The organism is Micrococcus sp. 2A (assembly GCF_039519235.1).
Classification (GTDB): domain Bacteria; phylum Actinomycetota; class Actinomycetes; order Actinomycetales; family Micrococcaceae; genus Micrococcus.
Map to the genome: position 1 here is coordinate 929,804 of NZ_CP154351.1, position 13,690 is coordinate 943,493.

Here is a 13,690-nt window from a genome sequence, read left to right on the forward strand (position 1 = left end):
ATGGCCCACCAGTGGCGCGGAGTCATCCGCGAGTACGCCGACCGCCTGCCCGTCACCGAGGACACCCGCGTCATCACGCTGGGGGAGGGCGGCACCCCGCTCATCCGCGCGCCGCACCTCTCCGCGCTCGCGGAGGGCGAGGTGCACGTCAAGTTCGAGGGCATGAACCCCACCGGGTCGTTCAAGGACCGCGGCATGACCATGGCCATCACCGCCGCCGTGGAGAACGGTGCGAAGGCGGTGGTGTGCGCGTCCACCGGCAACACCTCCGCCTCGGCCGCGGCCTACGCGGCCCAGGCAGGCATCACGTGCGCGGTCCTCGTGCCCGAGGGCCGGATCTCGATGGGCAAGATGTCCCAGGCCGTCGCGCACGGCGCCGAGCTCCTCCAGGTGCAGGGCAACTTCGACGACTGCCTCGACGTGGCCCGCAAGCTGTCCGAGAACTACCCCGTGTTCCTCGTGAACTCGGTGAACCCGGCGCGCATCGAGGGCCAGAAGACCGGCGCCTTCGAGGTCGTGGACTTCCTGGGCGACGCCCCGGACTACCATCTGCTGCCCGTCGGCAACGCCGGCAACATCACGGCGTACTGGAAGGGCTACCAGGAGTACGCCCGCCCCTACGTGAACCCGCACCCGGGCACCTCGGACGAGGAGCTGCCGGCCGTGGCCACGAAGACCCCGGTGATGTGGGGCTTCCAGGCCGCCGGCGCGGCCCCGATCGTGCTCGGCCACCCCGTCACCGATCCGGACACGATCGCCACCGCCATCCGCATCGGCAACCCCGCCTCGTGGGACATGGCCACGGCGGCGCGTGACGCCTCCGGCGGCCTGATCGACTCGGTCACGGACGAGGAGATCCTCGCGGCGCACCGCTGGCTGTCCTCGAAGGAGGGCGTCTTCGTGGAGCCGGCCTCCGCCGCGGGCGTCGCGGGCCTGCTCAAGCACCACGCCGCCGGGGACGTCCCCGCGGGCAAGACCTGGGTCATCACCGTGACGGGCCACGGCCTGAAGGACCCGCAGTGGGCCCTCAAGACGGCGGAGGGCGACGACATCACGCCCCGCTCGGTGCCGTTCGACGTCGTGACCGTGGCCGACGCCCTCGGGCTCGCCTGAGCGCATGGCTGCGCTGCGTGAGCTCCCCGTCGGTGCCGAGTCCGTCGTCGCGGTCCCGGCGACGTCGGCCAACATCGGTCCCGGCTTCGACTCCCTGGGCCTGGCCGTCGAGCTGAGGGACGAGGTCCGGCTGAGCGTCGTGGACGGCCCGGACCGGGCATCCGTGACGGGGGAGGGGGCGGGCACGCTCCCGACCGACGGGAGCCACCTGATCCTTCACCTGGCCCACGAGCACCTCGGGCTCCGCGGCTTCCGGGCGCCGGGGCTGCGCCTGAGCGCCGTCAACCGGATCCCGCATGCGCGGGGGCTCGGGTCCTCGGCGGCGGCCGTGGTGGCGGCGTGCGCGGCGGCCGAGGCGCTGCTGCCGGAGGAGGAGCGGCTGCCCACCGCGGCGCTGCTGGACGCCACGGCCCGGCGAGAGGGACACCCGGACAACGTGGCGCCCGCCCTCGCGGGCGGCGCCTCCGTCTCATGGACGCGGGACGAGGGCGACGGCTTCGAGACGGCGCCCCTGACCCTGCACCCAGACCTCACTCCGGTCATCGCGATCCCGGACGTGCAGCTCTCCACGCGCGACGCGCGCGCCGCGCTCCCCGCGACCGTGCCGCACGCGGTGGCGGCGGCGCAGGCGGGCCGTGCGGCGCTGCTCGTCCACGCGCTCGCCGCCGCGCCCGAACTGCTCCTGCCGGCGACGCGGGACTGGCTGCACCAGGACGCCCGCGCCGCGGCGATGCCGGACAGCGCGGCCCTCGTGGCCAGGCTGCGCGCCCGCGGCCACGCCGCGGTCGTCTCGGGGGCCGGTCCCACCGTGCTCGTCCTCGCCCACGGCGCTGGCGCCGGGGAGGAGGCGGCCGCCGCGGCCCGTGCGCTGACGGCGGAGACGGGCCGTGCGTGGCGCGTGCTGGTGCCGGGCGTGGCCACCGAGGGTGCTAGGGTGGAAGCACTCCACCGCGGCTGACCTGGCCGGCCCACGGCCTCGTCGCCGGTGCGGGATCCTCGTGAGGATCGCGCGCCAGCCCGCCGCCGGCTGAGTGGACGCGGCACCCCGCTTCCGTGGAATCCACGGAGCGCGTCGCCACCCCGCCTCCCGGCCCGGTCGAGTTCCGGCTCCTCCGCTCCGCCACGCAGTGACTGCGCGCGAGCCGGGGAGGGGCCACCCCAGGGAAGACCATCAGACCCGGTTCTCAGGGCACCACTGCGTGCCCGGCCGGACGCACACTGCAGCCTCACCGCGCACCGCGCCCCCGAAGCTGCTGTCGAGGGAGAAGGAACCTTCGTGACCGAATCCACGGAACAGTCCACGCCGACCACCGGCGGGGGCCTTGCCTCGCTGAAGCTCGCGCAGCTGCAGGCCCTGGCCTCGCAGCTCGGGATCACGGGCGGCTCGCGCATGCGCAAGTCGGACCTCGTGACCGCGATCTCCGACCATCAGCGCGGCGGCTCCGTCGCCGACCGCGATGCCGCGGCCCGCGCGGAGAAGCCGGTCGAGAAGCCCGCTGACACGCCGGCCGCCGCTCCCGCCGCCTCCGGCGACGCCGAGCAGGCCCCCGCCGAGCGTCCGGCCCGCCGCCGCTCCCGCCGCGCGGAGTCCTCGGGCTCCGTCGAGACGGCCCCGGTCGCCGAGCGCGCCGAGCAGGATGCCGTGGAGACCGCCCGTGGCGGCGACTCCCGCGGCGAGGACACCCGTGCCGACGACACCCGCGGCGATGACTCCCGCCAGGAGCGTCGGGGCCGTGGCCGCCGTCGCGCCGGGGACGAGGACGCCCGCGGCCGCTCCGAGGACGCCGACGCCGCCTCCGGCGAGGACCGCGCCGCCGAGCGCGGCGAGCAGGACTCCTCGGCCTCCGGCGAGGACGACCGCGGCGGGCGTGAGGGCACCCGCGAGGACTCCGGCCGCGGACGTGGCCGAGGCCGGGATCGTGACCGTGGCGGGGACCGCGAGCGCAACGACCGCGATCGTGACCGTGGCGGGGACCGCGAGCGCAACGACCGCGATCGTGACCGTGGCGGGGACCGCGATCGTGACCGCAGCAACGACCGGGATCGCAACGACCGTGGCGACGACGGCGGCCGCGACCGCTCCGAGGGCGGCTCCGGCCGTTCCCGCCGCGAGGACCGCAATGACGAGGGCGGGCGCCGCAATCGTCGCAATCGCAACGAGCGCGGCCGTGCCCGCCGGGGCCGCAGCAACCCCGAGGTGGACGAGGTCGAGCTGACCGAGGACGACGTCCTGCAGCCCGTGGCCGGCATCCTCGACGTGCTGGACAACTACGCGTTCGTGCGCACCTCGGGCTACCTGCCCGGCAACAACGACGTCTACGTCTCGCTGGCCATGGTCAAGCGCTACGGCCTGCGCAAGGGCGACGCCGTCGTCGGTGCGATCCGCGCCCCCCGCGAGGGCGAGAAGCCCTCGCAGAGCGTGAGCGGCAACCGCCAGAAGTTCCATGCGCTGGCCAAGATCACCACGGTGAACGGCGTGCCCGCCACGGAGAACCCGGACCGCGTGGAGTTCGCCAAGCTCGTGCCGCTCTACCCGCAGGAGCGCCTGCGCCTGGAGACGGACCACAAGCTCGTGGGCCCGCGCGTGATCGACCTGGTCAGCCCCATCGGCAAGGGTCAGCGCGGCCTCATCGTCTCCCCGCCCAAGGCGGGCAAGACCATGGTGCTGCAGTCGATCGCCAACGCGATCACCACGAACAACCCCGAGGTGCACCTCATGATGGTGCTCGTCGACGAGCGTCCCGAGGAGGTCACCGACATGCAGCGCTCGGTGGCCGGCGAGGTCATCGCCTCCACCTTCGACCGCCCGGCCGACGACCACACCACCGTGGCCGAGCTCGCCATCGAGCGCGCGAAGCGCCTCGTGGAGATGGGCCGCGACGTCGTCGTGCTCCTGGACTCCATGACCCGCCTGGGCCGCGCATACAACCTGGCGGCACCGGCCTCGGGCCGCATCCTCTCCGGCGGCGTGGACTCCTCCGCGCTGTACCCGCCGAAGAAGTTCTTCGGCGCCGCCCGCAACATCGAGAACGGCGGCTCGCTGACCATCCTGGCCACCGCGCTCGTCGAGACCGGCTCGCGCATGGACGAGGTGATCTTCGAGGAGTTCAAGGGCACCGGCAACATGGAGCTGCGCCTGTCCCGCCAGCTCGCCGAGCGCCGCATCTTCCCGGCCGTGGACGTCAACGCGTCCGGCACGCGCCGCGAGGAGGCCCTGCTCTCCGCCGAGGAGATCAAGATCATGTGGAAGCTGCGTCGCGTGCTCTCGGGCCTCGAGCAGCAGCAGGCCCTCGAGCTGCTGACCAACAAGATCAAGGACACCGCGTCCAACGCGGAGTTCCTCATGATGGTCTCCAAGAACACGCCCGGCGCCAAGGGCGACGACTGATCCCGGCGTGACCGCCTCGGCCCCGTCCCGCGACCTGACCGGCGCGGGGCGGGGCCGTCGTGGTGGGGCGCCGCGCCGGCCCCGAGGGACGACGGCGCCCCATCCTTCCGACGACGAGAGGCCTGACCGACGTGTTCGACTCCGTTCAGACGCTGCTGGACGAACACCGCGAGCTGACCCGCCGGCTCTCGGATCCCGCCGTGCACGCGGACGCGGCGCTCGCCCGACGCCTGGGCCGGCGCTTCGCCGAGCTCGGCGCGGTCGCCGCCGCGCACGAGGTGTGGACGGTCGCGGCGGCGGACCTCGCCGACGCGCGGGAGCTCGCGGGGGAGGGCGGCGACGACGCCGCGGCGTTCGCCGAGGAGCTCCCCGGCCTCGAGGCCGCCGAGGCGGAGGCCGCCGAGCGGCTGCGCCGACTGCTCATCCCGCGCGACCCGGACGACGCCCGCGACGTGATCCTGGAGATCAAGGGCGGCGAGGGCGGCGAGGAGGCGGCCCTCTTCGCCGGCGACCTGCTGCGCATGTACCTGCGCTACGCGGAGTCCCGCGGCTGGAAGGCCGAGGTCCTCTCCGCCACCCACTCGGACCTCGGCGGCTACAAGGACGTCCACGTGGCGATCCGCGGCAGTGCCACGGACCCGGCCGAGGGCGTCTACGCCCGGCTGAAGTTCGAGGGCGGCGTGCACCGGGTCCAGCGCGTGCCCGTCACCGAGTCGCAGGGGCGCATCCACACCTCCGCCGCCGGCGTCCTCGTGCTGCCCGAGGTGGACGCCCCGGATGAGGTCCAGATCGACCCGAACGACGTCAAGACGGACGTGTTCCGCTCCTCGGGCCCCGGCGGTCAGTCCGTGAACACCACGGACTCGGCGGTCCGGCTCACCCACGTGCCCACGGGCATCGTCGTCTCGATGCAGAACGAGAAGTCGCAGATCCAGAACCGCGAGGCGGCGCTGCGCGTGCTGCGCTCCCGGCTCCTCGAACGGCAGCGCGCGGAGCAGCAGGCGGAGGACTCCGCCGCGCGCGCCGCCCAGGTGCGCACGATGGACCGCTCAGAGCGGATCCGCACCTACAACTTCCCGGAGAACCGGATCGCCGACCACCGCACGGGGTACAAGGCGCACAACCTGGACGCCGTCCTCGACGGCCAGCTCGAGGCCGTCGTCGCCTCCTGCATCGCCCTCGACGAGGAGCGCCGTCTCGCCGCCCTGGGGGAGGGGGCGTGAGCACCGCGCCGCGCGGCACGGGGGCGCTCCCCGAGTGGTCCGAGCTGCTGCGGGTCGCCGTCGCCCGTCTGGCCGAGGCCGGCGTCGAGGCCCCACGCGCCGACGCCGAGGCCCTCCTGGCCCCGGTGATGGAGGCCGACCGCGGCGTGGCCCTCGCCCGCGTCTTCGCCGGCGCGCGCCCGAGCGAGGACCAGGCCCGGCGCTTCGAGCTCGCCGTGGCCCGGCGCGTGCGGCGCGACCCGCTCCAGCACATCACCGGCGTGGCGCACTTCCACGGGGTGGACCTCGCGGTGGGTCCCGGCGTCTTCGTGCCGCGGCCGGAGACGGAGCTCGTCGCCGCCGAGGGCGTCCGCGCGCTCAGGGCCCTCGACCGCCCGGCCCGCGCGGTGGACCTGTGCACGGGCTCGGGCGCCCTCGCCGCCGCGCTCGCCGCGTGGGCCCGCGCGCACGGGCGGGACGTGGCGGTCACCGCCGTCGAGCTGGACGACGCCGCCCACGCGTGGGCGCGGCGCAACCTCGAGCCGTGGGGCGTGGACCTGCGCCGCGAGGACGCGCTGCTGGCGGGGGAGGACCTGGCTGGCGTCGTGGACGTGGTCCTGTCCAACCCTCCCTACGTCCCGGAGGCGGAGCTCGCCGTGCAGCCCGAGGCGCTGGCGGACCCGCCCCGCGCGCTGTACGGGGGAGACGACCGTGGGCTGCGCCTCCCGCTGGGGATCGCCGGACGCGCGGCCGTCCTGCTGCGCCCGGGCGGCGTCTTCGCGATGGAGCACCACGAGACCCAGGGGGCCGCGCTGACGGCGGCCCTCCTCGACTCCGGGGCGTTCTCCGACGTGCGGGTCCACCAGGACCTGACCGGCCGCGACCGCTGGATCGGCGCCGTGCGCACGGACCGTCCCGCGGCGGGCGGGGCGAGCCGGGGCCCGTCCCGCGGGACAGTAGTGGAAGAATGGGCGCCGTGAGTGAGTTCTTCGACGTCTCCGACCCCGCCGCGCTGGAACAGGGCATCGCCCGGGCCCGCGAGGTCCTCGCCGACCGCGCGTGTGTGGTCCTGCCCACGGACACCGTGTACGGGATCGGCGCGGATGCCTTCTCCCCCCTGGCCGTGGCCGTGCTGCTCGCCGCCAAGGGCCGGGGGCGCACCATGCCGCCGCCCGTGCTCATCGCGGACGCCAAGGTGATGGCGGGGCTGGCCTACGACGTCCCCGCGGAGGCCGAGGAGCTCGCCGATCGCTTCTGGCCCGGCGCCCTCACCCTGATCCTGAAGTCCCAGCCCACCCTGACGTGGGACCTGGGGGAGACGCGCGGCACCGTGGCACTGCGCGTGCCGGACGACGCCGTCACCCGCGAGCTGCTCTACGCCGTGGGGCCCATGGCGGTCTCGAGCGCCAACCGCACCGGCCTGCCCGCGGCCACCACGGCGGTGGCCGCGCAGGAGATGCTCGGGGAGTCCGTCGCGCTGTACCTGGACGCGGGGGACCGCGCCGAGCAGGCGCCGTCCACGATCGTGGACTGCACCGTGACCCCGTTCCGCGTGGCCCGGCAGGGCGCCGTCCCGCTCGAGGAGATGCGCGAGATCGTGCCGGACCTGCTGGCGGAGGGCGAGGAGCCGCCCGTCCCGGAGGCCATGCTGACGCCGCAGGGCACCGGCGGCGCCGACGGCCCTGCGACGACCGCCGCCGAGGTCGAATCGGCCGAGCCCGCGCCGACCGCCGCCGAGCCCGGGGCGTCCGACACCCGCGAGGCCTGAGCCCCGCCCATGCGCGCCTACCTCCTCGTGGTGGTGGTCACCGCCGTCGCGTGCGCAGCACTGACGCCGCTCGTGCGCCGCGTGGGCACCGCGGCGCACGTGTACACGCCCGCTCGCCAGCGGGACATGCACCGTGCCCCCGTGCCCAAGCTGGGCGGCGTGGCGATGGCGGCCGCGGTGCTGATCGGCCTCGCGACGGCCGGCACCGTCCCCTTCTTCCACGGCATCTTCACCGACGATGCCGCCGTGCGCGGACTGCTCGTCGCGGTGGGGATCGTGATCCTCGTGGGCATGGCCGACGACCTGTGGGACCTGCGCTGGTGGATCAAGCTGCTCGGCCAGTGCGCCGCGGCCCTCGCCGTGGCGTTCGGAGGGATCCGGATCGAGGCCATGCCGGTGGGATGGATCCCCGTGGGCAGTCCGACGGTCCAGGTCGGGCTCACGGTGTTCGCCATCGTGCTCACCATGAACGCCATCAACTTCGTGGACGGGCTGGACGGGCTGGCCGCCGGGATGGCCCTCATCGGCGGGTCGGCGTTCTTCGTCTACTCCTACCTGCTCACGCGCACGATCGACCAGTTCGACTACTCGAACCTCGCCACGCTGCTGATGGCCCTGTTGATCGGCACGTGCATCGGCTTCCTGCCGTCCAACCACCATCCGGCCCGCATCTTCATGGGCGAGGTGGGCGTGCTGCTGCTCGGCCTGCTCATGGCCTCGGCCGCCGTCGCCGTGACCGCGGACCTCGACTCCCTGGCCGGGCTCCGCTTCCGCAACGTGCCGGCCTACATGCCCATCCTCCTGCCGCTCGCCGTGCTGGCCCTGCCGCTGGCCGACCTCGTGCTCGCCGTGCTGCGCCGCACGGCCCGCGGCACGAGCCCCTTCTCCGCGGACCGCGGCCACCTGCACCACAAGCTGGTGGACGGGGGGTACACGCACGCGCAGGCGGTCTGGCTGCTGTGGCTGTGGGCCTTCCTCGTGGCCTGGGGCGTGGTGTCCCTCAACTTCGTGGACGACGCGATCGTCCTCCCCGTGCTCGCCCTCGCGCTCGCCGCAGCCGGGTGGCTCACGCTGCGGCCCCTCGCGCGCCGTCGTCGTGACGCCCGCCCCGCGGCCCGCCCCGACCAGGAGGTCCGATGACCGCCCGCACCGCCCGACCACGCCGCCGCTGGGAGAACCGCGCGGGGTGGTGGGGGATCCTCTGGTGGAGCGTGGGCGGCGCCGGCGCCGCCCTCGCGCTGACCGCGCTCGCGTTCCTGACCCTCTCCGGGCCCGGCGGCGTGCCCTCTGTCCTCACCGGCGGGGGGATCGTGCTGGCGCTCTCCGCGGTCACCGGCGCGACGACGGCGCTCGCGTGGGACCACGCCCGCGAGGCCGTGCTCCCGGTGAGCATCGGGATGTTCGTGGTGAAGATCGCCGTGTTCGGCATCCTGGCCGGGATGGCGCCGCGGCCGGGGTGGCTCGAGGCGACGCCGGCCGCCGTCGCCGCCCTCGTGGTGATCGTGGCGTGGCAGGCCGCCGAGGTGCTCGTCTTCGCCCGCACGCGCCGCTCCATCTACGCGGACTGAGCCGCGGCGCCTCCGGCCGTCCGCCCGCCGCGGAGGGCGCGATCGTCGGTGCATGACGCCTGGCCAGCGGGCCGCGTGTGCGGTACGGAACAAGGACCGCCGTTTGGTATCGTTGCCAGCGAACACTTCGACGGCATGTTCGTGCCGCCTCTCGCCTCCGGCACCGCCTCTCAGCCCCGCATCGAAGCGGGTCTCGAGCGCGGCACGGGGCGATGCCGCCGTCCAGTCGACGCATCACTTCGGAGAGGAACCGCGTGCTACCCCTCGTGCTGGCCACCAAGGAATTCGTGCCCCCGTCCATCAGTGACGGCCACCTCCCGGAGATCTTCCCGTGGATGGGTCACTACGGCACGGGCTTCGGCAAGCAGATGCTGCTCGTCCTCCTGAGCGTCGTCCTCATCACGGGCTTCTTCGCGTGGGCGATGCGCCGCCCGAAGCTGGTGCCGGGCAAGGCCCAGTGGCTCGCCGAGTCGGGCTACTCCTTCGTGCGCAACTCCATCGCCAAGGACATCCTGGGGGAGAAGCACTTCAAGCAGTGGGTGCCCCTGCTGTTCGCCCTCTTCTTCTTCGTGCTGGTGAACAACCTGTTCGGCGCCATCCCGCTACTGCAGCTGCCCTCCTTCTCCCACGCCGGCGCCGCCTACGGCCTCGCGCTCATCGTCTATGTGATCTGGATCGGCGTCGGCCTGCGCCACCACGGCCCGCGCTACCTCAAGCTCGCCGTGGTCCCCAGCGGCGTGCCGGGCTGGATCCTCCCGCTGCTCGTGCCGCTCGAGTTCATCTCCAACTTCCTCGTGCGTCCGCTGACCCACTCCCTGCGTCTGATGGCGACGATGCTCGCCGGCCACATGATCGTCATGCTCGCCGGCGCGGGCGCCGCCTTCCTGATCACGCAGACGCACAACCTCGCGCTGCAGGGGACCGGCATCCTCGTGATCCTCGGCTCCGTGGCCCTCTACTTCCTGGAGCTGCTCATCATGTACCTCCAGGCGTTCGTGTTCACGCTCCTCACCGCCATCTACGTGCAGGGCGCGATCGACGCGAACGACCACTGACCAGCCGGGCGGCGACCTCATCCGAGATCGTCGCCACGGTCCGGCGGTTCGCCGCCACCCGACCACTCGGAGCGCCCCACGGGCGCCGCCCGGGCGGACTTACCTCCACAACCCTGCCGGCTCCCCGGCACCGTGAAAGGAACACCATGGAAATCTCGGGCTCCCTCAACCTCATCGGCTACGGCCTGGCCGCCATCGGCTCCGCCATCGGCGTGGGCCTCATCTTCTCCGCCTACATCAACGGCGTCGCCCGTCAGCCCGAGGCCCAGCGCATCCTGCAGCCGATCGCGCTGCTCGGCTTCGCCCTCGCCGAGGCCCTCGCCATCCTGGGCCTGGTCTTCGCGTTCGTCCTCTGATCCCCTGCACCGCACGGGGCGGGACGCCGTGTCCACGTCGTCCGCACCTCACGCCCTGTAGGACACACGACCGAAGGATGGTTGAAACATGATCAGCAATGGACTGATCCTCGCGGCGGCCGAGGGGGCCAACCCCCTGATCCCCAATCCGTGGGAGATCCTCGTCGTCGCGGTGGGCTTCGCCCTGCTCATGTTCATCGTCATCAAGTTCATCGTCCCGACCCTCGAGAAGTCCTACACGGACCGCGTCGAGGCGATCGAGGGCGGTCTCGCCAAGGCCGAGAAGGCCCAGGCTGAGGCGAACGCGATGATGGCGGACTACGAGTCCCAGCTGGCGGACGCCCGCACCGAGGCGAACCGCATCCGCGAGGAGGCTCGCACCGAGGCCACCCAGATCGTGGCCGAGGCCCGCGAGCGTGCCGTCGCCGAGGCGAACCGCGTCTCCGAGCAGGCCCAGGCCCACATCGCCGCGGAGCGCGCCCAGGCCGCGACGCAGCTCAAGGGCGAGGTCGGCACGCTGGCCACGACGCTCGCGAGCAAGATCGTGGGCGAGTCCCTGAACGACGATGCGCGCGCGCAGCGCGTGGTCGACCGCTTCCTGGCTGATCTCGATCGGCACCAGAGCGCGGGTGTGGCCGAATGATGACGGGTGCATCGAGGGACTCCCTGACCGCCTCTCTGCAGGCTGTCGGTCCGGTGCTGGACGAGGGCGGCGTCGCCCTGGCACGCGAGCTGTTCAGCGCGCTGGACGTCGTGGACGAGCAGGGGGCGCTGCGGCGTGCCCTGACCGACCCCGCCTGGAGCACCGAGCGCCGTCACGGCCTCGTGGACTCCCTGTTCGGCACCCGGGCGACCCCCGGTGCTCTGCAGGTCCTCAAGGACCTTGCCGGCCGCCGCTGGTCGGCGGAACGTGACTTCGGCGATGCGCTGGAGACGGTGGCCGCGCATGCCGCGGCCGCCGAGTCCGCGCGTGGCGGCCATGACGGCCTGTCCGCCCTCTCGGGCGAGCTGCTGGCCTTCAACCGCCTCACCGAGGAGTCGCACGAGGTGCAGCGCGCACTGACCGACCGGCAGGCCCCCGTCGAGGCGCGGGCCGCGCTGGCCCGTCGCCTGCTGGGCAGCACCGCCAGCCCGGCCGGGCAGCTGCTCGTCGAGCGCGCCGTCACGGTTCCCCGTGGCGTCAAGCCCTCCGTGGCCGTCCGCGCGCACGCGGACGTCGTCGCCGAGCGTCAGCGCCAGTGGATCGCCGAGGTGACGGTCGCCCGTCCCCTGGGGCAGGTCCAGCAGGAGCGGCTCGCAGACGGGCTGCGCCGGACCTTCGGCCGCGACCTCGTCGTAGACGTCACGGTCGACTCCGCCGTGGTGGGGGGCATCCGGGTCCAGGTGGGCGACGACGTGATCGACGCCTCCGTGGCCAGCCGTCTCAACGACCTCCAGCGCCGGATGGCCGGCTGACCCCTCGGTCGGCCCCGGACGCACCGCAGAACACACCACCGCATCATCGTCACGTCGATGATCACCAAGCACAGAGAGCAGGGACTGCAGATGGCCGAATTGACCATCAATGCCGACGACGTCCGCAATGCCTTGAACGATTTCGCGGCATCCTACGAACCGTCCGGCACCGAGCGCACCGAGGTCGGCCGCGTCATCTCCGCGGCGGACGGCATCGCGCGTGTGGAGGGCCTCCCCTCCGTCATGGCGAACGAGCTGCTGCGCTTCGAGAACGGGATCCTGGGCCTGGCCCAGAATCTGGACAGCCGCGAGATCGGCGTCGTCGTCCTCGGAGAGTTCCAGCACATCCGCGAGGGCATGGAGGTCCAGCGCACCGGGGAGATCCTCTCCGTGCCGGTGGGCGACGCCTTCCTCGGTCGCGTGGTGGATCCGCTGGGCGAGCCCATGGACGACCTGGGCCCGATCGAGTCCGAGGGCCGCCGTGCCCTCGAGCTGCAGGCCCCCACGGTGACCCAGCGCAAGTCGGTGCACGAGCCGCTCCAGACCGGCATCAAGGCGATCGACGCCATGATCCCGATCGGCCGCGGCCAGCGTCAGCTGCTCATCGGCGACCGCCAGACCGGCAAGACCGCCATCGCCGTGGACGCCATCCTGAACCAGCGCGCCAACTGGGCCACCGGAGATCCTCAGAAGCAGGTCCGCTGCGTCTACGTGGCCGTCGGCCAGAAGGCGTCGACCATCGCCGGCGTCCGCGCCACCCTCGAGGAGGCCGGCGCCCTGGAGTACACCACCATCGTGGCCTCCCCGGCGTCCGACCCGGCCGGCTTCAAGTACCTCGCCCCCTACGCCGGCTCGGCCATCGGCCAGCACTGGATGTACGGCGGCAAGCACGTGCTGATCATCTTCGACGACCTCTCCAAGCAGGCCGAGGCCTACCGCGCCGTGTCCCTGCTGCTGCGTCGTCCGCCGGGACGCGAGGCCTACCCCGGCGACGTGTTCTACCTCCACTCCCGCCTGCTCGAGCGCTGCGCCAAGCTCTCGGACGAGCTGGGTGCGGGCTCCATGACCGGCCTGCCGATCATTGAAACCAAGGCGAACGACGTCTCGGCGTACATCCCGACCAACGTCATCTCCATCACCGACGGACAGATCTTCCTGCAGTCGGATCTCTTCAACGCCAACCAGCGTCCCGCCGTGGATGTGGGCATCTCGGTGTCCCGCGTCGGCGGCGCCGCGCAGGTCAAGGCCATGAAGAAGGTCTCCGGCACGCTGAAGCTGGACCTGGCGCAGTACCGCGACCAGCAGGCGTTCTCCATGTTCGCCTCGGACCTGGATCCGGCCACGCGCCGCCAGCTCGCCCGCGGCGAGCGCCTCATGGAGCTCCTGAAGCAGCCCCAGTACTCGCCGTACCCGGTCGAGGAGCAGGTCGTGTCCATCTGGGCCGGCTCCAAGGGCCACCTGGACGAGGTGCCGGTGGAGGACGTGCTCCGCTTCGAGCGGGAGTTCCTCGATCACCTGCGCCGCCGCGACACCGTGCTCGGCGACATCGCCGCCACGGGCAAGCTCGAAGACGCGACCCTCTCCTCCCTCGAGGCGGAGATCGCGGACTTCAAGAAGGGCTTCCAGGTCTCGGGCCACGGCGTCGCCGACAACGAGAAGCACGCCGCGATCGGCCAGGACCAGGTCGCGCAGGAGCAGATCACCAAGCAGAAGCGCTGACCGAAGGTCGGTGAGGTCAGCGGTCCGGCGTCGGGCCCCCCACGGGGACGACGCCGGGCCGCCCTC

13 protein-coding genes are annotated in these 13,690 nt (G+C 73.0%); all 13 read left to right on the top strand.

All coding sequences use genetic code 11. The annotated features are described in order from the left end of the window. The 13 genes from thrC to atpA all read left to right on the top strand — a co-directional run bounded on the left by thrC (position 1) and on the right by atpA (position 13,624). Complete coding sequence (gene thrC, locus AAG742_RS04330) at positions 1-1,113, top strand: threonine synthase (protein WP_298712984.1); 1,113 nt, start codon at positions 1-3, stop codon at positions 1,111-1,113. A gap of 4 nt (positions 1,114-1,117) precedes the next feature. Further along, the gene (gene thrB / locus AAG742_RS04335) at positions 1,118-2,071 is read left to right on the top strand and encodes a homoserine kinase (RefSeq protein WP_298712986.1); all 954 of its coding nucleotides are present in this window, start codon (positions 1,118-1,120) and stop codon (positions 2,069-2,071) included. 318 nt (positions 2,072-2,389) lie between these two features. Continuing rightward, positions 2,390-4,501, top strand: a complete 2,112-nt coding sequence (rho, locus tag AAG742_RS04340) for a transcription termination factor Rho (protein WP_298712989.1) — start codon at positions 2,390-2,392, stop codon at positions 4,499-4,501. Positions 4,502-4,632: 131 nt separating this feature from the next. Then, entirely contained in the window at positions 4,633-5,724 is a 1,092-nt protein-coding gene (gene prfA / locus AAG742_RS04345) for a peptide chain release factor 1 (RefSeq protein ID WP_298712992.1), read from the top strand. Continuing rightward, a complete protein-coding gene (locus AAG742_RS04350) occupies positions 5,721-6,683 on the top strand; it encodes a HemK/PrmC family methyltransferase (RefSeq protein ID WP_298712994.1) in 963 nt (320 codons plus the stop codon). The genes prfA and AAG742_RS04350 overlap by 4 nt, the downstream gene beginning before the upstream one ends. Beyond that, entirely contained in the window at positions 6,671-7,471 is an 801-nt protein-coding gene (locus AAG742_RS04355; RefSeq protein ID WP_298712997.1) for an L-threonylcarbamoyladenylate synthase, read from the top strand. Before AAG742_RS04350 ends, AAG742_RS04355 begins: the two co-directional genes overlap by 13 nt. Positions 7,472-7,480: 9 nt before the next feature. Then, the gene (locus AAG742_RS04360; RefSeq protein WP_248115166.1) at positions 7,481-8,611 is read left to right on the top strand and encodes an MraY family glycosyltransferase; all 1,131 of its coding nucleotides are present in this window, start codon (positions 7,481-7,483) and stop codon (positions 8,609-8,611) included. Next, positions 8,608-9,039, top strand: coding sequence for a hypothetical protein (locus tag AAG742_RS04365; RefSeq protein WP_298713000.1), 432 nt, complete (start codon positions 8,608-8,610; stop codon positions 9,037-9,039). The genes AAG742_RS04360 and AAG742_RS04365 overlap by 4 nt, the downstream gene beginning before the upstream one ends. 254 nt (positions 9,040-9,293) lie before the next feature. Then, positions 9,294-10,094: a F0F1 ATP synthase subunit A gene (gene atpB, locus AAG742_RS04370; protein WP_298713003.1), complete on the top strand. Its 801-nt coding sequence runs from the start codon at positions 9,294-9,296 to the stop codon at positions 10,092-10,094. Positions 10,095-10,240: 146 nt separating this feature from the next. Further along, complete coding sequence (gene atpE / locus AAG742_RS04375) at positions 10,241-10,450, top strand: ATP synthase F0 subunit C (protein ID WP_248115163.1); 210 nt, start codon at positions 10,241-10,243, stop codon at positions 10,448-10,450. An 88-nt stretch (positions 10,451-10,538) separates the two neighbouring features. Beyond that, positions 10,539-11,093 carry a F0F1 ATP synthase subunit B gene (locus tag AAG742_RS04380; protein WP_248115162.1) on the top strand — a complete coding sequence of 185 codons (555 nt, stop codon included), beginning with the start codon at positions 10,539-10,541 and terminating at the stop codon, positions 11,091-11,093. Next, entirely contained in the window at positions 11,093-11,905 is an 813-nt protein-coding gene (locus AAG742_RS04385) for a F0F1 ATP synthase subunit delta (protein WP_298713005.1), read from the top strand. The genes AAG742_RS04380 and AAG742_RS04385 overlap by 1 nt, the downstream gene beginning before the upstream one ends. A gap of 90 nt (positions 11,906-11,995) precedes the next feature. After that, complete coding sequence (gene atpA, locus AAG742_RS04390) at positions 11,996-13,624, top strand: F0F1 ATP synthase subunit alpha (RefSeq protein ID WP_248115319.1); 1,629 nt, start codon at positions 11,996-11,998, stop codon at positions 13,622-13,624. The last annotated feature ends 66 nt before the right edge of the window (positions 13,625-13,690 follow it).